Annotated in this window: 22 protein-coding genes; 17 read left to right on the forward strand and 5 right to left on the reverse strand. The window is 67.4% G+C overall.

The features are described 5' to 3' along the window. The first annotated feature begins 168 nt into the window (after positions 1 to 168). From HWX07_RS23500 to HWX07_RS23515, 4 genes are all read left to right on the forward strand, one after another. Positions 169 to 1,059, forward strand: a complete 891-nt coding sequence (locus tag HWX07_RS23500; protein ID WP_006477945.1) for a phosphoribosylaminoimidazolesuccinocarboxamide synthase — start codon at positions 169 to 171, stop codon at positions 1,057 to 1,059. A gap of 16 nt (positions 1,060 to 1,075) precedes the next feature. Continuing rightward, the gene (purE, locus tag HWX07_RS23505) at positions 1,076 to 1,597 is read left to right on the forward strand and encodes a 5-(carboxyamino)imidazole ribonucleotide mutase (protein WP_006477946.1); all 522 of its coding nucleotides are present in this window, start codon (positions 1,076 to 1,078) and stop codon (positions 1,595 to 1,597) included. A gap of 90 nt (positions 1,598 to 1,687) precedes the next feature. Then, positions 1,688 to 2,899 (forward strand): 5-(carboxyamino)imidazole ribonucleotide synthase, encoded by a 1,212-nt coding sequence (locus HWX07_RS23510; protein ID WP_175877848.1) that lies wholly within the window; start codon positions 1,688 to 1,690, stop codon positions 2,897 to 2,899. An 11-nt stretch (positions 2,900 to 2,910) separates the two neighbouring features. Continuing rightward, the gene (locus HWX07_RS23515; RefSeq protein ID WP_175877849.1) at positions 2,911 to 3,939 is read left to right on the forward strand and encodes an L-threonylcarbamoyladenylate synthase; all 1,029 of its coding nucleotides are present in this window, start codon (positions 2,911 to 2,913) and stop codon (positions 3,937 to 3,939) included. Positions 3,940 to 4,027: 88 nt separating this feature from the next. On the opposite strand, the gene HWX07_RS23520 is transcribed toward HWX07_RS23515, so the two are convergent. The 3 genes from HWX07_RS23520 to dacB form a co-directional block, all read right to left on the reverse strand. Then, a complete protein-coding gene (locus HWX07_RS23520) occupies positions 4,028 to 5,167 on the reverse strand; it encodes an SGNH/GDSL hydrolase family protein (RefSeq protein WP_175877850.1) in 1,140 nt (379 codons plus the stop codon). Positions 5,168 to 5,262: 95 nt separating this feature from the next. Further along, entirely contained in the window at positions 5,263 to 6,177 is a 915-nt protein-coding gene (locus HWX07_RS23525) for a sterol desaturase family protein (RefSeq protein WP_175877851.1), read from the reverse strand. 333 nt (positions 6,178 to 6,510) lie between these two features. After that, positions 6,511 to 8,043 (reverse strand): D-alanyl-D-alanine carboxypeptidase/D-alanyl-D-alanine-endopeptidase, encoded by a 1,533-nt coding sequence (gene dacB, locus HWX07_RS23530; RefSeq protein ID WP_175877852.1) that lies wholly within the window; start codon positions 8,041 to 8,043, stop codon positions 6,511 to 6,513. A 183-nt stretch (positions 8,044 to 8,226) separates the two neighbouring features. Between dacB and HWX07_RS23535 the strand changes: the two genes are divergently transcribed. From HWX07_RS23535 to HWX07_RS23560, 6 genes are all read left to right on the forward strand, one after another. Continuing rightward, entirely contained in the window at positions 8,227 to 8,889 is a 663-nt protein-coding gene (locus HWX07_RS23535; RefSeq protein ID WP_006481728.1) for a response regulator, read from the forward strand. 3 nt (positions 8,890 to 8,892) lie between these two features. Then, positions 8,893 to 10,239 carry an ATP-binding protein gene (locus HWX07_RS23540; RefSeq protein WP_175877853.1) on the forward strand — a complete coding sequence of 449 codons (1,347 nt, stop codon included), beginning with the start codon at positions 8,893 to 8,895 and terminating at the stop codon, positions 10,237 to 10,239. Positions 10,240 to 10,352: 113 nt separating this feature from the next. Next, on the forward strand, positions 10,353 to 11,834 hold the full coding sequence (locus HWX07_RS23545) for a DegQ family serine endoprotease (protein WP_175877854.1): 1,482 nt from the start codon (positions 10,353 to 10,355) through the stop codon (positions 11,832 to 11,834). A gap of 104 nt (positions 11,835 to 11,938) precedes the next feature. Continuing rightward, positions 11,939 to 12,376, forward strand: coding sequence for a carboxypeptidase-like regulatory domain-containing protein (locus HWX07_RS23550; protein ID WP_175877855.1), 438 nt, complete (start codon positions 11,939 to 11,941; stop codon positions 12,374 to 12,376). A 129-nt stretch (positions 12,377 to 12,505) separates the two neighbouring features. Beyond that, positions 12,506 to 12,865 (forward strand): DUF427 domain-containing protein, encoded by a 360-nt coding sequence (locus tag HWX07_RS23555; protein ID WP_006477955.1) that lies wholly within the window; start codon positions 12,506 to 12,508, stop codon positions 12,863 to 12,865. A gap of 28 nt (positions 12,866 to 12,893) precedes the next feature. Beyond that, positions 12,894 to 13,601 (forward strand): SRPBCC domain-containing protein, encoded by a 708-nt coding sequence (locus HWX07_RS23560; protein ID WP_027809965.1) that lies wholly within the window; start codon positions 12,894 to 12,896, stop codon positions 13,599 to 13,601. Between the two features lie 58 nt (positions 13,602 to 13,659). Here the strand turns inward: HWX07_RS23560 and HWX07_RS23565 are convergent, their stop codons facing one another. Next, positions 13,660 to 14,658 carry a helix-turn-helix domain-containing protein gene (locus HWX07_RS23565; RefSeq protein ID WP_175877856.1) on the reverse strand — a complete coding sequence of 333 codons (999 nt, stop codon included), beginning with the start codon at positions 14,656 to 14,658 and terminating at the stop codon, positions 13,660 to 13,662. A gap of 153 nt (positions 14,659 to 14,811) precedes the next feature. Here HWX07_RS23565 and HWX07_RS23570 point away from each other — a divergent pair, with 153 nt between their 5' ends. After that, positions 14,812 to 15,489 carry a cysteine hydrolase family protein gene (locus HWX07_RS23570; RefSeq protein ID WP_175877857.1) on the forward strand — a complete coding sequence of 226 codons (678 nt, stop codon included), beginning with the start codon at positions 14,812 to 14,814 and terminating at the stop codon, positions 15,487 to 15,489. A gap of 43 nt (positions 15,490 to 15,532) precedes the next feature. Here the strand turns inward: HWX07_RS23570 and HWX07_RS23575 are convergent, their stop codons facing one another. Next, entirely contained in the window at positions 15,533 to 16,174 is a 642-nt protein-coding gene (locus tag HWX07_RS23575; protein WP_124701443.1) for a TetR family transcriptional regulator, read from the reverse strand. Positions 16,175 to 16,574: 400 nt separating this feature from the next. Between HWX07_RS23575 and HWX07_RS23580 the strand changes: the two genes are divergently transcribed. The 6 genes from HWX07_RS23580 to HWX07_RS23605 all read left to right on the forward strand — a co-directional run bounded on the left by HWX07_RS23580 (position 16,575) and on the right by HWX07_RS23605 (position 24,930). Continuing rightward, positions 16,575 to 17,849, forward strand: a complete 1,275-nt coding sequence (locus tag HWX07_RS23580) for an efflux RND transporter periplasmic adaptor subunit (protein WP_011546093.1) — start codon at positions 16,575 to 16,577, stop codon at positions 17,847 to 17,849. 15 nt (positions 17,850 to 17,864) lie between these two features. Continuing rightward, complete coding sequence (bpeB, locus tag HWX07_RS23585; RefSeq protein ID WP_175877858.1) at positions 17,865 to 21,065, forward strand: efflux RND transporter permease BpeB; 3,201 nt, start codon at positions 17,865 to 17,867, stop codon at positions 21,063 to 21,065. Further along, a complete protein-coding gene (locus HWX07_RS23590; protein ID WP_175877859.1) occupies positions 21,065 to 22,588 on the forward strand; it encodes an efflux transporter outer membrane subunit in 1,524 nt (507 codons plus the stop codon). Before bpeB ends, HWX07_RS23590 begins: the two co-directional genes overlap by 1 nt. A 463-nt stretch (positions 22,589 to 23,051) precedes the next feature. Next, positions 23,052 to 23,729: a PAAR domain-containing protein gene (locus HWX07_RS23595; RefSeq protein WP_175877860.1), complete on the forward strand. Its 678-nt coding sequence runs from the start codon at positions 23,052 to 23,054 to the stop codon at positions 23,727 to 23,729. After that, positions 23,726 to 24,280, forward strand: coding sequence for a hypothetical protein (locus tag HWX07_RS23600; protein ID WP_175877861.1), 555 nt, complete (start codon positions 23,726 to 23,728; stop codon positions 24,278 to 24,280). Before HWX07_RS23595 ends, HWX07_RS23600 begins: the two co-directional genes overlap by 4 nt. Next, positions 24,277 to 24,930, forward strand: coding sequence for a M35 family metallo-endopeptidase (locus HWX07_RS23605; RefSeq protein WP_175877862.1), 654 nt, complete (start codon positions 24,277 to 24,279; stop codon positions 24,928 to 24,930). Before HWX07_RS23600 ends, HWX07_RS23605 begins: the two co-directional genes overlap by 4 nt. The last annotated feature ends 25 nt before the right edge of the window (positions 24,931 to 24,955 follow it).

Genomic DNA, 24,955 nt, shown 5'->3' on the forward strand with positions numbered 1-24,955 from the left:
ATTCGATCCGGCCCCGGCAGCCGTTCCGTCCGGCCGAACAAGGGCCGGCCGGCAGCCGCTCGGGCGTTGCGCCCGCCGGTTCGCCGACGTATTGCAAGACCGCCGTTCCCGCCTGCCGCGGGGAACGGCGTTTCCCTTTTTGTTTGGCTCCTTATCTGCGAAAAGACGATGTCTACCCTTTACGAATCCACGCTCCGCTCGCTGCCGCTCCTCGGTCGCGGCAAGGTTCGCGATAACTACGCGGTCGGCAACGACAAGCTCCTGATCGTCACGACCGATCGCCTGTCGGCGTTCGACGTGGTGATGGGCGAGCCGATTCCGAACAAGGGCCGCGTGCTGAACCAGATGGCGAACTTCTGGTTCGACAAGCTCGCGCACATCGTGCCGAACCACCTGACGGGCGACGCGCCGGAAGCGGTCGTCGCGGCCGACGAGGTCGAGCAGGTGAAGGGCCGCGGCGTGGTCGTCAAGCGCCTCGAGCCGATCATGATCGAAGCGGTCGTGCGCGGCTACCTGGCCGGTAGCGGCTGGAAGGAATACCAGGCGTCGGGCGCCGTGTGCGGCGTGCAGCTGCCGGCAGGCCTGCAGAACGCGCAGAAGCTGCCCGAGCCGATCTTCACGCCGGCCGCGAAGGCCGAGATGGGCGAGCACGACGAGAACATCACGTTCGAAGAAACCGAGCGCCGCATCGGCACCGAGCTGGCCGCGACGATCCGCGACATCTCGATCAAGCTGTACAAGGAAGCGGCCGACTACGCGGCGACGCGCGGCATCATCATTGCCGACACGAAGTTCGAATTCGGCCTCGACAACCACGGCAAGCTGTACCTGATGGACGAAGTGCTGACCGCCGATTCGTCGCGCTTCTGGCCGGCCGACCAGTACGAAGTGGGCACCAATCCGCCGTCGTTCGACAAGCAGTTCGTGCGCGACTGGCTCGAGGCGCAGCCGTGGGGCAAGACGGCGCCGGCGCCGGCGCTGCCGGCCGACGTCGTCGAGAAGACGGCCGCGAAGTACCAGGAAGCGCTCGAGCGCATCACCGGCCAGTCGCTCGCCTGATCGAGGTACCGACGACATGAGCGAAATTCAGACTGCCCACACGCACAGCGCGCCGCTCATCGGCGTGCTGATGGGTTCGAGTTCCGACTGGGACGTGATGAAGCATGCGGTCGCCATCCTGCAGGAATTCGGCGTGCCGTACGAAGCGAAGGTCGTGTCCGCGCACCGGATGCCCGACGAGATGTTCGACTATGCGGAGAAGGCGCGCGAGCGCGGGCTGCGCGCGATCATCGCGGGCGCCGGCGGCGCCGCGCACCTGCCCGGCATGCTGGCCGCGAAGACCACGGTGCCCGTGCTCGGCGTGCCGGTCGCGAGCAAGTACCTGAAGGGCGTCGATTCGCTGCACTCGATCGTGCAGATGCCGAAGGGCGTGCCGGTCGCGACGTTCGCGATCGGCGAGGCCGGCGCCGCGAATGCCGCCTTGTTCGCGGTGTCGATCCTGTCCGGCAACTCGGTCGACTACGCGAACCGGCTCGCTGCATTCCGCGTGCGCCAGAACGAAGCCGCGCACGCGATGGTGCTGCCGCCGCTGGAATGACGGCATGGCGCGCGGCCGCACGACGCGGCCGGCGCCGGATTTTCCTACTGCGGCGGGCCGTTCCGCGTTCCGCCGCGACCGATCACTGACATGACCGCAACTCCTGATTCCGTTTCCCCGATCCTGCCCGGCGCGTGGCTGGGCATGGTCGGCGGTGGCCAGCTCGGCCGCATGTTCTGCTTTGCCGCCCAGTCGATGGGCTATCGCGTCGCGGTGCTCGATCCCGATCCGGCGAGCCCCGCCGGCGCGGTCGCCGATCGCCACCTGCGCGCGGCGTACGACGACGAAGCCGCGCTCGCCGAGCTGGCCGAGCTGTGCGAGGCCGTATCGACGGAGTTCGAGAACGTGCCGGCCGCGAGCCTCGATTTCCTTGCGCGCACGACGTTCGTTGCGCCGGCCGGCCGCTGCGTCGCGGTCGCGCAGGATCGCATCGCGGAGAAGCGTTTCATCGAGGCATCGGGCGTGCCGGTCGCGCCGCACGTCGTGATCGAATCGGCGGCGGCGCTCGCCGCGCTCGACGATGCGGCGCTTACCGCGGTGCTGCCGGGCATCCTGAAGACCGCCCGCCTCGGTTACGACGGCAAGGGCCAGGTGCGCGTCGCCACCGCGCAGGAGGCGCGCGACGCGCATGCCGCGCTCGGCGGCGTGCCGTGCGTGCTGGAGAAGCGCCTGCCGCTGAAATACGAAGTGTCGGCACTGATCGCGCGCGGCGCGGACGGCCGCTCGGCCGCGTTCCCGCTCGCGCAGAACGTGCACCACAACGGCATCCTCGCGCTGACGGTCGTGCCGGCGCCGGCGGCCGATGCCGCGCGCGTCGAAGAGGCGCAGCAGGCGGCGATCCGGATCGCCGATACGCTCGGCTACGTCGGCGTGCTGTGCGTCGAATTCTTCGTGCTGGAAGACGGCTCGTTCGTCGCGAACGAAATGGCGCCGCGCCCGCACAACTCCGGCCACTACACGGTCGATGCGTGCGCAACGAGTCAGTTCGAGCAGCAGGTGCGCGCGATGACGCGCATGCCGCTCGGCAATCCGCGCCAGCATTCGCCGGCCGCGATGCTGAACATTCTCGGCGACGTGTGGTTCCCCAACGGGGCGACCGGCGCAGGTGCGGCGGCCGAGGCCGTCACGCCGCCGTGGGACACGGTCGCCGCGATGCCGGCCGCCCACCTGCACCTGTACGGCAAGGAAGAAGCGCGCGTCGGCCGCAAGATGGGCCACGTGAACTTCACGGCCGAGACGCGCGACGAAGCCGTCGCGGCGGCCACCGCATGCGCGCAACTGCTGCGCGTGTCGCTCGACTGAGGCGCGGGCCGATGTCCATCGATCTCCCGACGCACGTGACGCCCGCGCAGATCGACGCGGCCGCCGCGCTGCTCGACGCGGGCCAGCTCGTCGCGTTTCCGACCGAAACCGTCTACGGGCTCGGCGGCGATGCGGCGAACCCCGAGGCCGTCGCGCGCATCTACGCGGCGAAGGGGCGGCCCGCGAACCATCCGGTGATCGTGCATCTGCCGCCCGGTGGCGATCCCGGCTACTGGGCCGACGACGTGCCGGCCGACGCGCACTTGCTGATCGACGCGTTCTGGCCGGGCCCGCTCACGCTGATCCTGAAGCGCCACGCGCGCATTCCGGATGCCGTCAGCGGCGGGCAGGATTCGGTCGGGCTGCGCTGTCCGTCGCATCCGGTCGCGCAGGCGCTGCTGGCTGCATTCAGCGCACGGCGCGGCGGCCACGGCGGCGTGGCGGCGCCGTCCGCGAACCGGTTCGGCCACGTGAGCCCGACGACCGCGCAGCACGTGCGCGACGAATTCGGCGATACCGTGCACGTGCTTGACGGCGGCGCGTCCGAAGTCGGTATCGAGTCGACGATCCTCGACCTGTCGCGCGGCTTCCCGGCGCTGCTGCGCCCGGGCCACGTGACGCCGCAACAGATCGCCGACGTGCTCGGCCGCGCGCCGAAGCTGCCGGACGGCAGCGACGCGACGGCCCCCCGCGCATCGGGCACGCTGAAAGCGCATTACGCGCCACGCACGCCGCTCGCGCTGCTGCCGTTCGACGCGCTCGAGCCGCTGCTCGCGGCCGCGCAAGCCGATGGCGAACGCGTCGCGCTCGTCGCCCGCGCGTCGCGGGCAGCGCATTGGGCGCAGGCCGACGGCGTGCATTTCATCGCGGCGCCGGAAGATCCGCAGGCGTATGCGCGGGAGCTGTACGGGATGCTGCGGGCGCTCGACCGCGCGCAGGTCGCGCGCATCCTGGTCGAGAAGCTGCCCGAGACCGTCGAATGGATCGCGGTTAACGATCGCCTCGGCCGCGCGGCGGCCGCGTTCGAAGCGCGCGACTGACGCATCCGTCCGCATCCATCCGCACCAACAAAAAACGCCCGACCGGCGAACCGGTCGGGCGTTTTCGTTTGGGCGCGTGGCCGGCGGCTTACTTGCCGACGCCGGACTTCGCGATCTGCTGCTGGACGTACTGCGCGAACAGCGCATGCAGATGCGTCGACGGGTGGACCGTGTCGGCGAACATGTAGGTCTGGTCCGCGTTCGCGACCGTGTAGGTCTGCGGCGAGCAGAACAGCGACGAGCCGAACGCGGTCGCGTTCGCGACGCCGTACTGCGTGGCGGCCTGGACCATCGCCTTCAGGTTGCAGGCGGTGTCGGTATTCGACACGCTGAAGCCGTTCGCCTGGTAGTTGGCCGCGATGCCGTCCTGCCACGTGAACGAATCGACCACTGCGACCTTCGTCGTGTCGACCTTCAGCGCGGCGAGCGTGCCGGCGAGCGTCTGGTTGAAGAGGCCCGACAGTTGCGTGAACGCGGCCTGCGTGCCGCCCTGCAGCGCGAGCGGCGTGCCGCCGATGTCCGGCACGTTCGCGACGAACACGTGCGTCGCGCCTGCCGCGACGATCTGCTGGACGATCCCGCCGAGCTGCTGCGCGGCCAGGCCGATCGCCTGTGCGGCCGCGAGTTGCGCGGCCGGCGTGTTGCCTTGCGCCTGCGCGACCTGGGCCTGGTAGAAGATGTCGTTCGCGCCGCCGTTGATCAGCACGATCTGGCCGGCGTTGAAGCTGCCGTGCTGCGTCAGGTACTGCTTGACCTGGTCCGCGATCGGCGTGGTGGTCGCCTGTGCGTAGTCGGGGTTCGGCACGCTGGCGTCCGCATGGCCGATACCCGGCTGCAGCGTCACGCGCGAGCCGCCCTGCGCGTAGCCGAGGCCGCCGGTGGCCTGCAGCGGAATGCCGAAGCCGCCCTGGTTCGCGGGCTGCAGCGTGTCGCCGTAGTACTGCGCGACGTCCTGCGTCCAGACCTGGCCCGGGTTGGTCGTGAAGCGGCCGCCGCCGAAGCCGAGCTTGATCTGCGAGTAGGTGCCGACGTCGGACAGGCTGTCGCCGAACGACACGACCTGCATCTTCACGCCCGACGGCGGCGTGTTCGACGCGCTGCTGCCATTGTTGTCGTCACCGCCGCCGCATGCGGCGAGCAGCGCGAGCGCGGCGCCGGCGATCGCGACCTGCGCGGTGCGCAGCATGCGCTGCCGGCTGCGGGAAGGTGCGTGTTGTTGTGTCTGCATCGTTCGATCTCCTCGTAGATATGGCCTGATGTGTTTCTCATCTGCCGCGTGCCTGCTCGGTTCCGGGCTGCGCGGCGGCCGTTGGCTGAAACGGTTTATCGATCGCGCGCAGCCGCCAGCGGCTCGGTGCGCGGATCCAGGTTCGCGGCCTCGGCAATCTGCGCATGATAAGCGCTCGCCCATTCGGGCGGGCCGAAAATCGCGCGCAGCTTGTTGCGCCATCCGTCGACGCGCAACGCGTCGGACGCCATCGACACCCACTCGTGGAACGTCGCGACGAAGGGGTTGTTCGAGCCGAGCCGCTCGACGATGCCGTACTGCGGCGGATCGTCGGGTGCTTCCTCGACATAGCTGCCGAACAGGCGATCCCAGATCACCAGGACGCCTGCGTAATTACGGTCGATGTAGCGCGCGTTGCGCGCATGGTGCGCACGGTGGATCGACGGCGTGTTGAGCACGTATTCGAGCCAGCCGAGCTTGCCGATCGCCTGCGTGTGCACGAAGAACTGGAACGCGAGGTTGATCAGCACGATGCCGACGACCTGTTGTGGCGGAAAGCCGGCGAACGCGAGCGGCAGCCAGAACAGCCACATGCCCGCGACCGGGTACATCAGGCTCTGGCGGAACGCGGTCGAGAAATTCATCCGTTCGGACGAGTGGTGCACGACGTGCGCGGCCCACAGCCAGCGCACGCGATGGCTCGCGCGATGGAACACGTAGTAGAGGAAGTCCTGAGCGACGAACAGCACCGCGAACGACAGCCAGCCGTCGTGCCACGTGTAGACGCGATAGTGCCGGTAGCAGTACGCATAGACGGGAATCACGAACAGCCATGCGAGCTTGTCGGCGGCCTGGTGCATCAGCGCGAGCGCCGCGTTGCACAGCGTGTCGCGCCACGCGTAGATACGGTCCTGCGCACGGGTGCGCGCGAGGTGCCAGGCCTCCCACGCGATGCAGAGCAGGAAGACGGGCGCCAGCGCGAGCAGAAGCAATTCGACGTCGAATCGCATGGGCGTGTGTCTCCTTCGTTCCCCTGCAAGCCATCAGGCCGGGCGTGTGGCCCGTTGTAGATATCGTCAGGCCAACAGCCTACGCAATCGCTACGCGCTAGGCGAGGGGGCAGCGTAGAGGGTTCCCTCTGAGGACAGGGTTTCTACGGAATCCGTACTGCACGGGGCCGGGCGGTGCGGCCCTGTTTTGCGGCGGGGGTGCGCGCGCGGCGCGTGGCGCGAGAGTGACGGGGGCGTTTCAAACCGCGCGGCGCGGGATTTCGCGGGCGGCGTGGTGGGGGAAGCCGCACGGGCCGCCCTGCCAGGGCGACCCGATGCGCGGTGCGCGGGCCGTCAGTGCGCGCCCGCGTAGACCCACTCGAGCAGCGTGTCGTGCGCGGCGCGCGCGCCCTCCGCGTGATCGTTGTTGATGAAGCTGACGACGATGTAGCTCTGGCCGTCGGCGCCGGCGACGTAGCCTGCGATCGCGCGCACGTCGCGCAGCGTGCCGGTCTTGATGTGCGCGTTGCCGAGCACGCCCGCGTTGGTGAGGCGGTTCTTCATCGTGCCGTCGATGCCGGCGATCGGCAGCGAATCGACGAACGCCTGCGCGACGGGGCTCGCGTTCGCGGCCTGCAGCAGCGCGGCGAGCGACAGCGCGCTCACGTGCTCCTCACGTGACAGCCCCGAGCCGTTCTCGAGCACGAGGTCGGGCATCGCGATGCCGTTCTTCTGCAGGAACGCCTGGATCGTGCGGCTCGACTGCTCGGGCGTCGCGGGCGGCTTGCCGCTGACCGCGCCGATCGTCAGGAACAGGTTGCGCGCCATCACGTTGTTGCTGAACTTGTTGATGTCGTAGACGATGCTGCCGAGCACCGGGCTGTGATGCACGGCGAGCGGCCGCGCGGTGGTCGGCACCTTGCCTTCGCTCACCGGCCCCGCGATCGTGCCGCCGTCCTGCTGCCACAGCGCGAGGAAGCCGCGCGCGAAGAAGGTCGTGTGATCGAGGATCGCGAGATTGGTCGTGTGCGCGCCGCAGCGCAGCGGGTAGTCGCCGGCGAACGACGCGGTCATGATCCCGCCGCCGGCGCTCAGCGTCGGGCGCGCGGCCGCGGCGGCCGCGCTGCACGAGCCCGAGCCTTCGACGAGCTGGTTGTCGATCGACAGATCCGCGAGCGGCGGCAGCACGTCGACGGCGACCTTGCCGTCTTCGCCCGGCGTGACCGTGAACGACACGGCCTTGAACGCGTACAGCAGCGGATCGGGGCCGACGTTGTACGGCGCGCTCGCATCGTCGTCGAACGACGGCAGGTCGCGCGTCGACGCCGCGAAATAGCTCTTGTCGAGCACGAGGCCGCCGGCCACGCGCTTGACGCCGGCCTTGCGCAGCTTGTCGACGAGGTCGATCAGCTCCTCGGGCACGAGCTTCGGATCGCCGGTGCCCTTGATGTACAGATTGCCCTGCAGCGTGCCGTCGGGGTCGATCGTGCCGTCCGTGTACGCGGTGGTGCGCCAGCGGTAGTCGGGGCCGAGGATCGACAGGCCCGAGAAGGTCGTCACGAGCTTCATCGTCGAGGCTGGCAGCATCGGCCGGCTCGCATTCCAAGCGATCAGCGGCTGCGGATCGCCGACGCGCTCGACCACGACGCTCATCGCCGATGCCGGCACCTTCGCGCGCTGCAGCGCGACGAGCACGGAGGCCGGCAGGCCGGCCGCACGCGCGGCGGGCGATACGACGGCGGTCTTGCGCGCTCCCTTGGGGGAATGCTTGCGGGCCTGCGCGGACGGTGCGAACGCGAGGGCCGTGCAGGTGGCGACGACGGCGGCCGCCCGCAGGCAGGCGCGGGCGCGAGGGGCGAACCGGGCGGAAAGATCGGAAATCGGCATGGGCGAATACGGGAAAAGCAGGGGCTCGGGCAGGACGCGCAGGGGCGCCGAAGCGCACATTGTAGAGACAAGTCGGGGCAGGCCCCTTGCAATCCGCCTTACTGTTGCATTGCACGCCGCGCACGCGATTCGCGGCGCTACAATGGTCGCCGTGTTTGACTCGCCCCATGGATGCGTGGCCCGATGCGGATTCTGCTTGTCGAAGATGATCGAATGATTGCCGAGGGCGTGCGCAAGGCGCTGCGCTCGGACGGCTTTGCGGTCGACTGGGTGCAGGACGGCGACGCCGCGCTCACGGCGCTCGGCGGCGAGACGTACGACCTGCTGCTGCTCGATCTCGGTCTGCCGAAGCGCGACGGCATCGACGTGCTGCGCACGCTGCGCGGGCGCGGGCTCGCGCTGCCGGTGCTGATCGTCACCGCGCGCGATGCCGTCGCCGATCGCGTGAAGGGGCTCGACGCGGGCGCCGACGACTACCTCGTCAAGCCGTTCGACCTCGACGAGCTGGGTGCGCGGATGCGCGCGCTGATCCGCCGCCAGGCCGGGCGCAGCGAGTCGCTGATCCGCCACGGCGCGCTGACGCTCGATCCCGCCTCGCACCAGGTGACGCTCGACGGCGCGCCCGTCGCGCTGTCCGCGCGCGAGTTCGCGTTGCTCGAGGCGCTGCTCGCGCGGCCGGGCGCGGTGCTGTCGAAAAGCCAGCTCGAGGAGAAGATGTACGGCTGGGGCGAGGAGATCGGCAGCAACACGGTCGAGGTCTACATCCACGCGCTGCGCAAGAAGCTCGGCTCGGACCTGATCCGCAACGTGCGCGGGCTCGGCTACATGGTCGTCAAGGAAAGCTGACGCGTGCGGTCGATTCGTCATCAATTGCTGATCTGGCTGCTCGCGATCGTCGTCGCGGGCGTGGGCATGGCGGGCTGGCTCATCTACCGGCAGGCGCTCGCGGAAGCGAACGAGCTGTTCGACTACCAGTTGCAGGAAATCGCAGCGGCGCTGCCGTCCGAGCCGTTCTCGCAGGTGTTCGGCTCGCGCACCAACGGCGACGAAGGCATCGTGATCCAGATCTGGAATCGCAACGGCGTGCTGATGTACTTCTCGCATCCGCGCGCGCCGATCGCGCCGCGTGCGGAGCTCGGCTTCTCGACCGAGCGCACCGATCGCGGCGAATGGCGCGTGTACGGCGCGATCGTCGGCGACAACGTCGTGCAGCTCGCGCAGCCGCTGTCGGTGCGCAACCGGCTGGCGGCGAACGTCGCGCTGCGCACGCTGTGGCCGCTGATCGTGCTGCTGCCGTTCCTCGGCGCGGCCGTGTGGGGGATCGTCGGGCGCGGGCTGGCGCCGCTCGGCCGCGTGACGCGCGCGGTCGAGGCGCGCCGGCCGGAAGCGCTCGATTCCCTGCCCGACGCGCGCCTGCCGCTCGAGGTGCAGCCGCTCGTGCGGGCGCTGAACGGGCTGCTCGCGCGGCTGGCGGCGGCGCTCGATACGCAGAAGGCGTTCGTCGCCGACGCCGCGCACGAGTTGCGCACACCGCTCGCGGCCGTGCAGATCCAGGCGCAGCTCGTCGCCCGCGCGAAGGACGACGCATCGCGCCGCGAGGCGATCGCGGATCTCCAGGACGGCGTGTCGCGCGCGACGCGCCTCACCGAGCAACTGCTCGCGCTCGCGCGCGCCGAGCCGGACGGCGCGACGATGCGCGAACCGGTCGACCTGCAGGCGCTGCTCGCCGAATGCGTGGCCGCGCACGCGCCGCTCGCGCAGCGGCGCGACATCGATCTCGGCTTCGAGGAAACGCGCGCGGCGAGCGTCGTCGCGGACGTCGGCGCGCTGCGCGTGATGTTCGGCAACCTGCTCGACAACGCGGTGAAGTACACGCCGGACGGCGGCCGCATCGACGTGTCGCTGACGCGCGACGCGGCCGGCCGCGCGTGCGTGCAGATCGCCGACAGCGGGCCGGGCATTCCGGCCGACGAGCGCGAGCGCGTGTTCGACCGTTTCTATCGCGACAGCTCGGCGCGCGCGCGCGCCGACGTGTCCGGCAGCGGGCTCGGGCTCGCGATCGTCAAGCGCGTGGCGGCGCAGCAGGGCGCGACGGTGTCGCTCGGCGATGCGGCCGCGGGCGGCCTGCTCGTGAGCGTCGTGTTCCGCGATGCCGAGATGCCGGCCCCGGCCCCGCAGCCTTCCGAATCTGCTTGAAGGGGCGGTGGCCGGCTGCGCGCCGGCAGCCGCTTAAGCCCCGCTTAAGGCTGATTAAGCCTCCTTTAAGTCAGGGTCGTTACGCTGCGTCCTAACAACGAGGAGGTCCTACGATGAACACCCGATTCCTTGCGCGCGGCACCGTCGCGGTCGCCGTGGCGGCCGCCCTGTCGGCAGGTTATTTCGCCGGTACCCGCCGCGCCGATCCACAGATCATCACGCCCGCGCAGGCCGCCATGATGCCGGCCGAAGCCGCCGCCAAGACCGGCATTCCCGATTTCTCCGGGCTCGTCGAGACGTACGGCCCGGCGGTCGTGAACATCAGCGCGAAGCATGTCGTGAAGCAGGTGTCGCGGCGCATGCCGCAGCAGCAACTGCCGATCGATCCGAGCGATCCGTTCTACCAGTTCTTCAAGCACTTCTACGGCCAGGTGCCGGGCATGGGCGGCGACGCCCAGCCGGACGACCAGCCGAGCGCGAGCCTCGGGTCGGGCTTCATCGTGAGTTCCGACGGGTACATCCTCACCAACGCGCACGTGATCGACGGCGCGAACGTCGTCACGGTCAAGCTGACCGACAAGCGCGAATACAAGGCGAAGGTCGTCGGCTCCGACAAGCAGTCCGACGTCGCCGTGCTGAAGATCGACGCCAGCGGCCTGCCGACCGTGAAGATCGGCGACCCGGCGCAGAGCAAGGTCGGCCAGTGGGTCGTCGCGATCGGCTCGCCGTACGGCTTCGACAACACGGTCACGTCGGGCATCATCAGCGCGAAGTCGCGCGCGCTGCCGGACGAGAACTACACGCCGTTCATCCAGACCGACGTGCCGGTGAACCCCGGCAACTCGGGCGGCCCGCTGTTCAACCTGCAGGGCGAGGTGATCGGCATCAACTCGATGATCTACTCGCAGACGGGCGGCTTCCAGGGCCTGTCGTTCGCGATCCCGATCAACGAGGCGATCAAGGTGAAGGACGAGCTCGTGAAGACGGGCCACGTGAGCCGCGGCCGTCTCGGCGTGGCCGTGCAGGGGCTGAACCAGACGCTCGCGAGCTCGTTCGGGCTGCAGAAGCCGGACGGCGCGCTCGTCAGCTCGGTCGACCCCAACGGCCCGGCCGCGAAGGCCGGCCTGCAGCCGGGCGACGTGATCCTGTCGGTCAACGGCTCGCCGGTCGCCGATTCGACGTCGCTGCCCGCGCAGATCGCGAACCTGAAGCCGGGTTCGAAGGCCGACCTGCAGATCTGGCGCGACAAGTCGAAGAAGTCGATCAGCGTGACGCTCGGCGCGATGGCCGATGCGAAGCTCGCATCGAACGACGGCGGGCCGGTGGAGCAGGGCCGTCTGGGTGTCGCGGTGCGGCCGCTGTCGCCTCAGGAACGTACCGCCGACAACCTGTCGCACGGGCTGATCGTGCAGCAGGCCGGCGGCCCGGCCGCCAACGCGGGCATCCAGCCGGGCGACGTGATCCTTGCGGTGAACGGCCGTCCGGTCACGAGCCCCGAGCAGTTGCGCGACGCGGTGAAGGGCGCGGGCAACAGTCTTGCTCTGCTGATCCAGCGCGATAATGCACAGATCTTCGTGCCGGTCGACCTGAGCTGACCGGCCACGGCCGACGGCCGGCCCGGCCGGCCGCGGCGGGCGCCGCCGCCGTTCGATCACGCGACGCCGCGCCCTGTATGTGTTCCGACCCCAAGGAGAGAGCCATGCAATATCTACGCAACGTGTCCCGATTTGCCGTCGCCGCGGCGCTGGCCGCCGGCCTCGCAGCCGGTGCGACCGGCGCGTACGCGCAGTCGGACGGCTTGCCCGCCGCGCGCCAGCAGGGCGACGTCACCTTCGTGTCCGGCGGCGTCGGGCAGGACGAATCGACGGCGTTCCAGCGCAGCGAGTCGCAGTGGCCGCTGGCGCTGCGCTTCACCGGCAAGGGCGGCGAGTTCCTGGCCGACGTGCATGTCCGGATCGTCGACGGCAAGGGCGCCGAAGTGCTGAAAACCGATGCGCGCGGGCCGTACATGCTCGTGAAGGTGCCGCCGGGGCGCTATACGGTGCATGCGTCGTACCAGGGCAGCGAGGAATCGCGCGCCGTCACGGTCGGCGCGAAGGGCGGTGCGAAAGCCGCGTTCCAGTGGAGTGCGCAGTAGCCCGCCGCGTGCGGCCGGGCCCCCGGTCGCGCAATCGGACGGAGTTTCGCCCATAATGAAAGCCACGGCATGCGTGCCGTGGCTTTTTCGTTTCCTGCCCCGGCCAGGCGGCCGCCCGAAGGAGAAACGATGTCCGATGCAGCCGACCCTCGACTCGAAATCGTGCCGAACCGTCATCGCGTGCGCGTGATCCATCGCGGCATCACCTATGCCGATTCGCACGGTGCGCTGACCGTGCGAGAGGCGGGGCTCCCGGACATCCATTACCTGCCGCGCGGCGACGTCAACATGCGCCGGCTCGTGAAATCGGGCGTCACGACGGCCTGCCCGTTCAGGGGGCAGGCCGTGCATTTCGACTTGCAGACGGAAGACGGCGTGATCGAGAACGCCGCATGGAGTTACGAAGAACCGAAGGAGGCGGCGGCCGTGCTTGCTCACTACGTCGCGTTCGATGTCGCACGGGTCGACAGTCTCGTCGAGACGTCCTGATGCGGCGCGCGTTCGTCGGGGAGACATCATGGAACTGAACGACACGTTACGCGTACCGCTCGCGCCGCCTGTCGTGCGGGATGCGCTGGAGGATCTCGCGCTGCTGCGGGCGAGTTTCGATCATTGCGAATCGTTCGTGAAACTCGCGCACGGCGAGTTCGCGCTGACGATCACGGTGCCGCTCGGCCCACTGCGCGCCCGCTACGACGTGCGCGCGCATGCGGCCGCTGAGCAGGGCGACGCCGAAGGTCAGCCGCGCCGTGTGCTCAATTTCAAGGCGCGGGCCGACGGCCTCGGCGCGCTGCGCGGCCAGGTCGAACTCGTGCTGATGCCGGATGACGACGCGAGCGCCACGCGAATCGAGTACGTGGTCTGGGCGACGGCGAGCGGGCCGCTCGCCGAACTGCCGGGGCGGCAGATCGACAATGCGCTGCGCGAATGGACCGACACGTTCTTCCGCGAGTTCTGCGCGGTCGTGCAGGCGAAACACGGTCTCGCGCCGAATCGCGCGAGCGCCGCTGCGCCGCGCCGCCAGCATGTATTTCTGCGGCCGGCATCGCTGGTGGCCGCGACGAAGCGTTCGCTGCCGCATCATCTCGGCGGCGCGCTGAGCGGACGTGCCGCGAGCGCGCTCCCGCATCGCGATTCCGGCACGGTGCCCGTGTGGGCCTGGGCGGCGATGATCGTGTTCGTCGCGCTGCTGCTGTACGCGGCGCGCTGGATCAACGGCGGCTGATCGGCGATCGGCCGCCCGGTTCCGCTTCCCGGCCTGTTCGCGGCCCGCACGGCGGGCGTCACTGCGCCGCGTCGGCACCCACTCCGGCGCCGCGAAATTCCCTTCGATACGCAGACGGCGACGTGCCGAGCGCGCCCGCGAAATGCTGGCGCAGCGACACGCTCGAGCCGTAGCCGGCCGCCTGTGCGATCGCGTCGATCGAGTGTCCGGTGGTTTCGAGCAGATGCTGCGCGCGTGCGAGCCGCTCGGCCTGCAGCCATGCGGTGACGGTCGTGCCCGTTGCCTGGCGGAAGTGGCGCGTGAACGTGCGCCGGCTCATCAGCACGCGTTCGGCGAGCGAATCGACGCTGTGCGCGGCGTCGAGATGGGCACGCACCCAGTCGAGCAGGCCCGCGAGCCGCGCATCGCGCGGATGCGCGGCGACCGGCTGCGGCACGTACTGGGCCTGTCCGCCCTGGCGGTGCGGCGGGATCACGAGGCGGCGCGCGATCCGGTTCGCGGCGTCCGAGCCGAAGCGCCGCCGCACGACGTGCAGGCAGCAGTCGAGGCCTGCCGCCGTGCCGGCCGACGTCATCAGGTTGCCGTCGTCCACGTACAGCACGTCGGGGTCGAGCTTCACGCGCGGAAAGCGCCGGGCGAAATCGTCGGCCCACGCCCAATGCGTGGTGGCCGGGCGGCCGTCGAGCAGGCCGGCCGCGGCGAGCACGTAGGCGCCGAGGCACAGGCCGACGAGCTCCGCGCCGCGCGCGGCGACCGCGCGGACCGCATCGAGCAGCGCGTCGGGTGGCGCTTCGTCCGGGTCGCGCCAGGAAGGCACGATGACGATGTCCGCATCGTCGAGTGCGTCGAGCCCGTACGGCGCGGTGATCGTGAAGCCGCCCGTCGTCGCGAGCGGGCCGCGCTCGGCCGAGCAGACGCGGAACTCGAACGCGGGCGACGCGGCCGCGTCGCGTTCCTTGCCGAACACGACCGACGGCACCGACAAGTGGAACGGGCTGATGCCGTCGTACGCGATCACGGCGACGACGGTTGGAACGGATGAGGCGGCGGCAAGCATGGCGGGCTTCGGAAAGGTGATGGCCCGATTCTATCGAAGTATGGCTGGCGGGCCACTATCGGCGCACGCCATGCGATCCGACAATGCATCGCATCGCACTGCTGGCCGCCCCGGTCCGGGGCGGGGCAGCGCTTCCCGGCCCCGGAGCCCGTCATGCTTGCCACCGCGTCGAACACCGTCCCGCATTCCGCTTCCCGTCCCGCCAACCGCCGTGCACTGATCGTGATCGACGTACAGAACGAATACGTGACGGGCAACCTGCCGATCGAATATCCGCCGCTCGACGTGTCGCTCGCGAACATCGGCCGCGCGATCGACGCCGCGCACGCGGCCGGCGTGCCGGTGATCGTGGTGCAGCACGTTGCGCCGGCCGGTGCGCCGATCTTCGCGCCCGGCACCGACGGCGTCGCGCTGCACGCGGTGGTCGCCAGCCGGCCGTACGCGCATCGGATCGAGAAGGCGCAGGCAAGCTCGTTCGCCGGCACCGGTCTCGCCGCGTGGCTCGACGCGCACGGAATCGACACGCTCGCGGTGGCCGGCTACATGACGCACAACTGCAATGCGTCGACGGTCTATCAAGCGGCGCATGCGGGGCTGAAGGTCGAATACCTGAACGACGCGACGGGCGCGCTGCCTTACGAGAACGAAGCGGGAGCGGTAAGCGCCGAAGAGATTCACCGCGCGTACGGCGTGGTGTTCCAGTCGAATTTCGCGGCGGTGATGTCGACCGACGCGTGGATCGCGGGACTGGCCGGCGCGCCGATGCCGGCGCGCGATTCGGTGGCCGCGTCGAACCGGCGGGCCCGCGCGCGGCGCGCGAAGGCGGCCTGACGCGGCACGGTGACGGCGACGGGGCGCGCCATGCGCCGCGTGGTCAGTCGCCGTCCTTCAGCATCGCCGGGCTGTAGCGCAGCATGTCGAAGCAGCCGTCGACGAGTTTTTCCGCATGCTGCTCGGCGTCGATCTCGTCGGGCAGCATCAGCATGTCGCGCACGAACCCGCTGACGAGCGTGTGCAGCATCAGCGTCGCGCGCCACGTGTCGAGCCGCTCGGGCAGCAGCTTGAGCCCCACGGCCACCGCGAGATCGGCGTCGATCATGTGCAGCGCCTCGCTCATCCCCGCGCGGTTGCGCTGCAGCAGCGGCTCCATATCTGCGACGTATTCGCACTTCATGAACAGGATGCTGAACACGCGGCGCAGCTGCGGGTCGCGCTGCACGCCGAGCAGGCACCAGATCAGGATCTGGCGCACCTTCTCGAGCGGATTGCCGCCCGGCGCGTCGAGCGGCATCCGCTTGAGTTCGTCGATCGGCAGGAACACGCGGTCGAACATCGCATCGAACAGTTCGCTCTTGTTCGCGAAATGCCAGTAGATCGCGCCGCGCGTCACGCCGGCGTGCTGGGCGATGTCCGCGAGCGACGTGTGCGACACGCCTTTCTCGAAGAACACGTGTTCGGCGGCGTCGAGAATGCGATTGCGCGTCTCGAGCGCCTCCTCCTTGGTACGTCTGACCATGTGCAGGCCTGATTGGATCGATCTTGGGTGAATTTGGGGTCCGCAACCCCTCGTCGCCGTCATGCAGACCGGCTATGCTTGCTGCTGGTAACAATCTGTAAGACTGGTCAGCCGGCGGAGTCCAGACGGGCTTTTTACATACATTCGTGAATGTATATACAATACCACCCTACGATCGAATGACCCAAGTGGCAATCAGTTAATATCCCACACTGCTGATTCCCGCCCTAGTACCTGTCCGCAGTTCGCGGCATCCCCGTCGGCACGGAGGTCTCGTGCCGACGTGCTGTATCCAGCAGTCCAGCAATTCAGGTGTTCGATCTGCGCCGCGAGGCGCATCCGTGTTGCGCTCCGGTCGGGCGCGGCACTTATTCCATTGGTTATACACAGAGGTCGCTCCATGCGCGTCGAACGGGTTCCATACCGCTTAATCACTGTCGCGACGGCCGCCGTTTTCCTGGCCGCGTGCGGGAAAAAAGAATCGGCACCGCCGCCGCAAACGCCGGAAGTCGGCGTCGTCACCGTCCAGCCGCAAGCCGTACCGGTCTTCACCGACCTGCCGGGCCGCACCAGTGCATTCCTCGTCGCGCAAGTGCGTGCGCGGGTCGACGGCATCGTGCTGCGCCGCGAATTCACCGAAGGCACCGACGTCAAGGCCGGTCAGCGCCTGTACAAGATCGATCCGGCGCCGTACATCGCGGCGCTGAACAGCGCGAAGGCGACGCTCGCGAAGGCGCAGGCGAACCTCGTCACGCAGAACGCGCTGGTCGCGCGCTACAAGGTGCTGGTCGCCGCGAACGCGGTCAGCAAGCAGGACTATGACAACGCGGTCGCCACGCAAGGCCAGGCCGCGGCGGACGTCGCGGCCGGCAAGGCGGCGGTCGATACCGCGCAGATCAACCTCGGCTATACGGATGTCGTGTCGCCGATCAGCGGCCGCGTCGGCATTTCGCAAGTGACGCCGGGCGCTTACGTGCAGGCGAGCCAGGCGACGCTGATGTCGACCGTGCAGCAGCTCGATCCGGTGTACGTCGACCTCACGCAGTCGAGCCTCGAAGGGCTGAAGCTGCGCCAGGACGTGCAGAGCGGCCGCCTGAAGACGAGCGGCCCGGGCGCGGCCAAGGTGTCGCTGATCCTGGAAGACGGCAAGACCTACTCGGAGCCGGGCAAGCTGCAGTTCTCGGACGTGACGGTCGACCAGACCACCGGCTCGGTGACGATCCGCGCGGTGTTCCCGAACCCGGGCCGCGTGCTGCTGCCGGGCATGTTCGTGCGCGCACGGATCGAGGAAGGCGTGAACGAGAACGCGTTCCTGGTGCCGCAGATCGGCGTCACGCATGACCAGAAGGGGCAGGCGATCGCGATGGTGGTGAACGCCAGCAACAAGGTCGAGCCGCGTCCGCTGAAGACCACCGGCATGCAAGGCCAGAACTGGATCGTCGAAGGCGGTCTGCAGGCGGGCGACCACGTGATCGTGCAAGGCGTCGACAAGGTGCGCCCGGGTGCGACCGTGAAGACCGTCGCCGCGCAGCTCGCCCCGGCGGCCGATGCCGCCTCGGGTGCCGCTGCCCCCGCCGCGCCGGCCGCTGCCGGGTCCGGCGCCGCTGCCGCTTCCGGTGCCGCCGCATCGGGCGCCGCGCCGGCGAGTGCTGCCGCCGCGTCGAGCGCGCAATAACAGGGAGCCTGTTTCATGGCAAAGTTTTTTATCGATCGCCCGATCTTCGCGTGGGTGATCGCCATCATCCTGATGCTGGCCGGGGTTGCGGCGATCTTCACGCTGCCGATCTCGCAGTATCCGACGATCGCGCCGCCATCGATCCAGATCACCGCGAACTACCCGGGCGCTTCCGCGAAGACGGTGGAAGACACGGTGACGCAGGTGATCGAGCAGCAGATGAGCGGTCTCGACAACTTCCTGTACATGTCGTCGACGAGTGACGACTCGGGCAACGCAACGATCACGCTGACCTTCGCGCCGGGCACCAACGCCGACATCGCGCAGGTCCAGGTGCAGAACAAGCTGTCGCTCGCGACGCCGGTTCTGCCGCAGGTCGTGCAGCAGCTCGGTCTGTCGGTCACGAAGTCGAGCAGCAGCTTCCTGCTGGTGCTCGCCTTCAACTCCGAAGACGGCAGCATGAACAAGTACGACCTCGCGAACTTCGTGGCGTCGCACGTGAAGGATCCGATCAGCCGGCTGAACGGCGTCGGTACCGTCACGCTGTTCGGCTCGCAGTACGCGATGCGGATCTGGCTCGACCCGAACCGCCTGACCAACTACGGCCTCACGCCGGTCGACGTCAGCTCGGCGATCACCGCGCAGAACGTGCAGATCGCGGGCGGCCAGATCGGCGGCACGCCGGCCACGCCGGGCACCGTGCTGCAGGCGACGATCACCGAATCGACGCTGCTGCAGACGCCCGAGCAGTTCGGCAACATCCTGCTGAAGGTCAACCAGGACGGCTCGCAGGTTCGCCTGAAGGACGTCGCGCAGATCGGCCTCGGCGGCGAAAACTACAACTTCGACACGAAGTACAACGGTCAGCCCACCGCGGCACTCGGTATCCAGCTCGCGACCAACGCGAACGCGCTCGCGACCGCGAAGGCCGTGCGCGCGAAGATCGACGAGCTTGCACCGTTCTTCCCGCACGGCCTCGTCGTGAAGTATCCGTACGACACGACGCCGTTCGTGAAGCTGTCGATCGAGGAAGTGGTCAAGACGCTGCTCGAAGGTATCGTGCTCGTGTTCCTCGTGATGTATCTGTTCCTGCAGAACCTGCGGGCGACGATCATCCCGACGATCGCGGTGCCGGTCGTGCTGCTCGGCACGTTCGCGATCATGTCGATGGTCGGCTTCTCGATCAACACGCTGTCGATGTTCGGCCTCGTGCTCGCGATCGGCCTGCTGGTCGACGATGCGATCGTGGTGGTGGAGAACGTCGAGCGCGTGATGGCCGAAGAGGGCTTGTCGCCGAAGGAGGCGACCCGCAAGGCGATGGGGCAGATCACCGGCGCACTCGTCGGCGTGGCGCTCGTGCTGTCTGCGGTGTTCGTGCCGGTGGCGTTCTCCGGCGGCTCGGTCGGCGCGATCTATCGTCAGTTCTCGCTGACGATCGTGTCGGCGATGGTGCTGTCGGTGCTGGTCGCGTTGATTCTGACGCCGGCACTGTGCGCGACGATCCTCAAGCCGATCCCGCAAGGGCATCACGAAGAGAAGAAGGGCTTCTTCGGCTGGTTCAACCGCACGTTCAACACCAGCCGCGACAAGTACCACGTCGGCGTGCATCACGTGATCAAGCGCTCGGGCCGCTGGCTCATCATCTATCTGGTCGTGATCGTCGCGGTCGGGCTGCTGTTCGTGCGCCTGCCGAAGTCGTTCCTGCCCGATGAAGACCAGGGCCTGATGTTCGTGATCGTGCAGACGCCGTCGGGCTCGACGCAGGAAACGACCGCGAAGACGCTCGCGAACATTTCCGACTACCTGTTGAAGGACGAGAAGGAAATCGTCGAATCGGCGTTCACGGTCAACGGCTTCAGCTTCGCGGGTCGCGGCCAGAACTCGGGTCTCGTGTTCGTCCGCCTGAAGGACTACTCGCAGCGTCAGCATGCGAACCAGAAGGTGCAGGCGCTGATCGGCCGGATGTTCGGGCGTTACGGGAGCTACAAGGACGCGCTCGTGATCCCGTTCAACCCGCCGTCGATTCCTGAACTCGGCACGGCCGCCGGCTTCGACTTCGAGCTGACGGACAACGCCGGTCTCGGCCACGATGCGCTGATGGCCGCGCGTAACCAGCTGCTCGGGATGGCCTCGAAGGATCCGACGCTGCAGGGTGTCCGTCCGAACGGCCTGAACGATACGCCGCAGTACAAGGTCAATATCGACCGCGAGAAGGCGAATGCGTTGGGCGTGACGGCGGATGCGATCGACCAGACGTTCTCGATCGCGTGGGCGTCGAAGTACGTGAACAACTTCCTCGACACCGACGGCCGGATCAAGAAGGTGTACGTGCAGGCCGACGCGCCGTTCCGGATGACGCCGGAAGACATGAACATCTGGTACGTGCGCAACGGGTCGGGCGGGATGGTGCCGTTCAGCGCGTTCTCGACCGGTCACTGGACGTACGGTTCGCCGAAGCTCGAGCGCTACAACGGCGTGTCGGCGATGGAAATCCAGGGTCAGGCCGCACCGGGCAAGTCGACCGGTCAGGCGATGGCCGCGATGGAAACGCTCGCGAAGAAGCTGCCGGTCGGTATCGGCTATTCGTGGACGGGCCTGTCGTTCCAGGAAATCCAGTCCGGCTCGCAGGCGCCGATCCTGTATGCGATCTCGATCCTCGTCGTGTTCCTGTGTCTGGCGGCACTGTATGAAAGCTGGTCGATCCCGTTCTCGGTGATCATGGTCGTGCCGCTCGGCGTGATCGGTGCGCTGCTCGCGGCCACGATGCGCGGCCTCGAGAACGACGTGTTCTTCCAGGTCGGCCTGCTGACCACCGTGGGCTTGTCCGCGAAGAACGCGATCCTGATCGTCGAGTTCGCACGCGAACTGCAGCAGACGGAGAAGATGGGGCCGATCGAGGCCGCGCTGGAAGCGGCGCGCCTGCGGCTGCGTCCGATCCTGATGACGTCGCTCGCGTTCATTCTCGGCGTGATGCCGCTCGCGATCAGCAACGGCGCGGGTTCGGCTAGCCAGCACGCGATCGGTACGGGCGTGATCGGCGGGATGATCACGGCGACGTTCCTCGCGATCTTCATGATCCCGATGTTCTTCGTGAAGATCCGTGCGATCTTCAGCGGCGAGAGGGAAGACGTCGACGAGGCGCTGCGCCTGGCTCAGGAGCACTCGCACCACGAAGAGAAGCCGGGCAACGGCGACGAAGGCAACAAGGGACAGTGATGATGCAAAAACACGCTTTGACTGCAATCGCAGTCGCGCTCTTTGCCACGGGCTGCACGATGGCGCCGCACTACAAGCGGCCCGACGCACCCGTCGCGCAGGCGTACCCGGCCGGCGGCGTCTACGCGACGCAGCCGGGCGCGGCCGGCGCGCGCAGCGCGAACGGCCAGGCGGCGACTGCCATCGGCTGGCGCGAGTTCTTCGTCGATCCGCGCCTGCAGCGGCTGATCGAGATCGCGCTGAAAAACAACCGCGACCTGCGCGTGTCGGTGCTGAACATCGAGGCGGCGCGCGCGCAGTACCAGATCACGCGCGCGGGGCTGTTCCCGACGCTCGACGGTACGGGCACGGGCAGCATCCAGCGTTTCCCGGCTGGTGTATCGCAGACGGGCCAGCCGCTGATCTCGCGCACCTACAACGTCGGATTGTCGGCGTCGTGGGAGCTCGACCTGTTCGGCCGCGTGCAGAGCCTGAAGGACCAGGCGCTCGCGCAATACCTGTCGACCGCGTATGCGCGGCAGGCGTCGGAGATCTCGCTGGTGTCGCAGGTGGCCGATCAATACCTGACGCTGCTGTCGACCGATGACCTGTTGAAGGTCACGGAGGACACGCTGAAGACCGCGCAGGCGTCTTACGACCTGACCAAGCTGCAGTTCGACAACGGCACGGGCTCGGAGCTCGAGCTGCGTCAGGCGCAGACGGTGGTCGAGACGGCGCTCGCGAACCAGCAGGCGCAGGCGCGTGCCCGCGCGCAGGCGCTGAACGCGCTGGTGCTGCTGATCGGTGAGCCGCTGCCGGACGACCTGCCGGCGGGCATGCCGCTCGACGCGCAGAACCTGCTGACGGACGTGCCCGCTGGTCTGCCGTCTGATCTGCTGACGCGTCGCCCGGACGTGATGCAGGCCGAGCAAACGCTGCTGGCCGCGAACGCGAACATCGGCGCGGCGCGCGCGGCGTTCTTCCCGAAGATCTCGCTGACGGCCGCGTTCGGTACCGCGAGCCCGACGCTGGGCGGCCTGTTCAAGGCCGGCACGGCGGCATGGTCGTTCGCGCCGAACATCGCGCTGCCGATTTTCGAGGGCGGGCAGAACATCGCGAATCTCGATCTCGCGAACGTGCAGAAGCGTATCGAGATCGCGAACTACGAGAAGGCGATCCAGTCGGCATTCCGCGAAGTGTCGGACGGCCTGGCCGCACGCGGCACGTACGACCAGCAGATCGCGGCGCTGGAGCGCAACGAGCACGCGCAGCAGCGTCGCTTCGACCTGTCGGATCTGCGTTACAAGAACGGTGTGGACAGCTATCTGTCGGTGCTGACCGCGCAGACGGATCTGTACTCGGCGCAGCAGTCGCTAATCAGCGCGCGTCTGGCGCGCTGGACGAACCTGGTCGATCTGTACCGCGCACTCGGCGGCGGGTGGATCCAGCGTGCAGGCGAAGCGCCGCGCGCGCCGGATACACCGGTCGACTACGACAAGGCGGCGGCTCCGGCGCCTGCGTCGGCAACGGCGACGAACGGGTAAGCAAAGAAGGGCAGGCGCGGTCTACCGCGCTTGCCCCTTTTGAACCGGCTGTATGCGCAAACGGACGCCACGGACGAAAGTTCGTGGCGTTTTCTTTTTGCGCTGCGAATCGTGCGGGGAATCAAGCAAAACGCCACGGCATGCCGTGGCGTTTTTCGTTACCGCTGCGCGCCGTCGTCCGGCGCGGCGCGATCAGTGGTGCACGTCGGCGGCCCGCCCGTCGAAGTCGTGCCCCGCGCGCCGAATCTCGCAGCGCGCATCCTTTTCGCCTTTCACACCGTTGAACACGATGTTCAGGATCACGGCTCGATGGAAGTGAGCGGCTGTAGGCCCATTTGCTGTTGAACGGTGCTTATAACAATTAGCTATGCGAAATTCGAATTTGTCTGATTGATTCTTCTTTCTTGTCCGCGCAAATTTCGCATGGAGCATTCCTCACCCATTGTCGAGAAAGGAAATCCGGATGAAGAGCGAGCAGACTGCACCGACCCATCTTTTTGCCACCATCGGGGCGCTCACTGAGCGCGGTGGGCGGGTAACCAATGCTACCAGCGGCCTGACAGTCGCCGGGCTTGTCGTTGCCCGTGTTGGCGATGTCGTCACTTACGAGGATGGCAGTGAGGCCGTCATTATGGATGGCGCAGGCGAATATGCTATTTGCAGCGACAAGCCGTTTGCGCTGGTGGGTAGCCGGTTGAGCAACGGTGATCGTATCGTCGAAACGCTTCAGCGGTTGTGGGGAATTCACATACAAGCCGGCGAAACGGCCGAGGGATTGTTTAACGAGGACTATGTGCCGCCGCCTGCGCTACCGCGCTACCGGCTGGCTGTACGAGGAGCCACGACCGCGCGAGGCGGTGCGTTGCGCGAAGCTACGGGCACGTGGGACACCGGTGTCCGGCTTGGCAAGGCTGGTATCGTGGGTAATCAGATTCACTATGCAGACGGTTCGACCGCGCGAATCACAAGCGGCCTTGGGCTGGTGGATAACGGAGACTTCCAGCCGCTGGCTTTCGTCGGCAGCGAACTAGATAACGGCGACGTCATTACCGATAGCCCCGAGCGTGATGGCCTGATATCTGCTGACGCCTTCACCGTGGTTAAGCGTCCAACTGTTGCGCGTCGAGGCGAGACCTCATGATTCGTTATTTCCTTGCCAAAGGTGATCAGGGCGGCACCGCCACGATTACGGAGGGACTGGAGGGCGTCACCTGTTCCAATCCGCCGCCGCGCGTACATATCGCAACGCTCTACATGAAGACGTACTGCACGGCATGCAAGCAGGAAGGGTTTGTCGCCCCGGTAGGCCCACGCTGGCCCGGCACTGGACCAAACGGCAAGCCTTGGGCGTTGAGTGGTGATATCAACGTCTGCGATTGCAATCCGCCACCTGTTTTCTACGCCGAGCGCGGCATGAAAATGACCTTTGCCACGGAGGAGGCGGCGCGGTTGACTGGGAAGAATGACTTAGGTGTCGCCCCTGCAAGAGGACGCGCAGCAATCCACGATCAGCAGTTCGTCATTCGCAACAAGAAGTCCAGGCAACCTCTTGTGGGCGTTCGGTATTGGATCACAAATTACCGTGGTGACGTGCTGGTGTCAGGGACTACCGATGCGCAGGGCCATACCATGCGAGTGGTCACGCCGAAGTCTGAATTGGTAAAACTCGAAGTCAGCGGGGAAGAAGAATGAGTGACGGCGATCGTGTAGCAATTGCAGAGGCGATGACAGACATGAAAGAAGGTTCGGTAATCGAAGCATTGATATCGAACGGGCCGCCCATCTGTCCAAACATGACTGATGCAGAATTTCGCCGTATGGTTCTAACGTTACGCGACAGAGCCGTACAAATGATCGACGTGCGGCTCGTAGATTTGCGCAAGTGGGGGGCGGTCGAACGTCAACGCGTCGCAACGTGGTTTGGCTCAAGCGATGAAACGATTCGGCAACGTCTGACAGTCGGCCTCTCACGAGTAAGTCGGGTGATGCGCGATCTCAAGCCTGGAAACTTTGTTCGTCAATCAGAGGAGCTTGATCGATATCTTGGTTGTACGCCGAATAACAAGGACCCTGATGGTGCCGTCGCTCATGTTTGCGGCCCCGACACTGCTACACATACTATTTGTATCCATGAGAATTTTTGTGGGATGCGTCCCATATCCAGCGCGAAGGACTCGATGTTATCGACACTGATTCACGAGTGCACTCATTTTGCCGACACTTTTGGCGCTCAGGATCATCAATATTTCATGCGCGAGTGCTTGGCATTGGCTCGGGCGCGCCCCGACCTCGCAATCAATAATGCGGATAGCATTGCCGGGTATATTGTCTATGAGGATTAGAGGTGACGTGGCGGGGTGTTCCTTG

Origin of the sequence: Burkholderia sp. BCC0097 (assembly GCF_902832985.1) — a bacterium.
In the GTDB taxonomy this organism is placed as follows: Bacteria; Pseudomonadota; Gammaproteobacteria; order Burkholderiales; family Burkholderiaceae; genus Burkholderia; species Burkholderia orbicola.

Excerpts from the sequence above, each read along its gene's own strand:
- HWX07_RS23580 (WP_011546093.1), top strand. The coding sequence starts at position 16,575 with ATGCGCGTCGAACGGGTTCCATACCGCTTAATCACTGTCGCGACGGCC.
- HWX07_RS23575 (WP_124701443.1), bottom strand. The coding sequence starts at position 16,174 with ATGGTCAGACGTACCAAGGAGGAGGCGCTCGAGACGCGCAATCGCATT.
- HWX07_RS23590 (WP_175877859.1), top strand. The coding sequence starts at position 21,065 with ATGATGCAAAAACACGCTTTGACTGCAATCGCAGTCGCGCTCTTTGCC.
- HWX07_RS23600 (WP_175877861.1), top strand. The coding sequence starts at position 23,726 with ATGATTCGTTATTTCCTTGCCAAAGGTGATCAGGGCGGCACCGCCACG.
- bpeB (WP_175877858.1), top strand. The coding sequence starts at position 17,865 with ATGGCAAAGTTTTTTATCGATCGCCCGATCTTCGCGTGGGTGATCGCC.
- HWX07_RS23545 (WP_175877854.1), top strand. The coding sequence starts at position 10,353 with ATGAACACCCGATTCCTTGCGCGCGGCACCGTCGCGGTCGCCGTGGCG.
- purE (WP_006477946.1), top strand. The coding sequence starts at position 1,076 with ATGAGCGAAATTCAGACTGCCCACACGCACAGCGCGCCGCTCATCGGC.
- HWX07_RS23520 (WP_175877850.1), bottom strand. The coding sequence starts at position 5,167 with ATGCAGACACAACAACACGCACCTTCCCGCAGCCGGCAGCGCATGCTG.
- dacB (WP_175877852.1), bottom strand. The coding sequence starts at position 8,043 with ATGCCGATTTCCGATCTTTCCGCCCGGTTCGCCCCTCGCGCCCGCGCC.
- HWX07_RS23605 (WP_175877862.1), top strand. The coding sequence starts at position 24,277 with ATGAGTGACGGCGATCGTGTAGCAATTGCAGAGGCGATGACAGACATG.
- HWX07_RS23565 (WP_175877856.1), bottom strand. The coding sequence starts at position 14,658 with ATGCTTGCCGCCGCCTCATCCGTTCCAACCGTCGTCGCCGTGATCGCG.
- HWX07_RS23560 (WP_027809965.1), top strand. The coding sequence starts at position 12,894 with ATGGAACTGAACGACACGTTACGCGTACCGCTCGCGCCGCCTGTCGTG.
- HWX07_RS23595 (WP_175877860.1), top strand. The coding sequence starts at position 23,052 with ATGAAGAGCGAGCAGACTGCACCGACCCATCTTTTTGCCACCATCGGG.
- HWX07_RS23570 (WP_175877857.1), top strand. The coding sequence starts at position 14,812 with ATGCTTGCCACCGCGTCGAACACCGTCCCGCATTCCGCTTCCCGTCCC.
- HWX07_RS23500 (WP_006477945.1), top strand. The coding sequence starts at position 169 with ATGTCTACCCTTTACGAATCCACGCTCCGCTCGCTGCCGCTCCTCGGT.
- HWX07_RS23525 (WP_175877851.1), bottom strand. The coding sequence starts at position 6,177 with ATGCGATTCGACGTCGAATTGCTTCTGCTCGCGCTGGCGCCCGTCTTC.
- HWX07_RS23510 (WP_175877848.1), top strand. The coding sequence starts at position 1,688 with ATGACCGCAACTCCTGATTCCGTTTCCCCGATCCTGCCCGGCGCGTGG.
- HWX07_RS23555 (WP_006477955.1), top strand. The coding sequence starts at position 12,506 with ATGTCCGATGCAGCCGACCCTCGACTCGAAATCGTGCCGAACCGTCAT.
- HWX07_RS23535 (WP_006481728.1), top strand. The coding sequence starts at position 8,227 with ATGCGGATTCTGCTTGTCGAAGATGATCGAATGATTGCCGAGGGCGTG.
- HWX07_RS23550 (WP_175877855.1), top strand. The coding sequence starts at position 11,939 with ATGCAATATCTACGCAACGTGTCCCGATTTGCCGTCGCCGCGGCGCTG.
- HWX07_RS23515 (WP_175877849.1), top strand. The coding sequence starts at position 2,911 with ATGTCCATCGATCTCCCGACGCACGTGACGCCCGCGCAGATCGACGCG.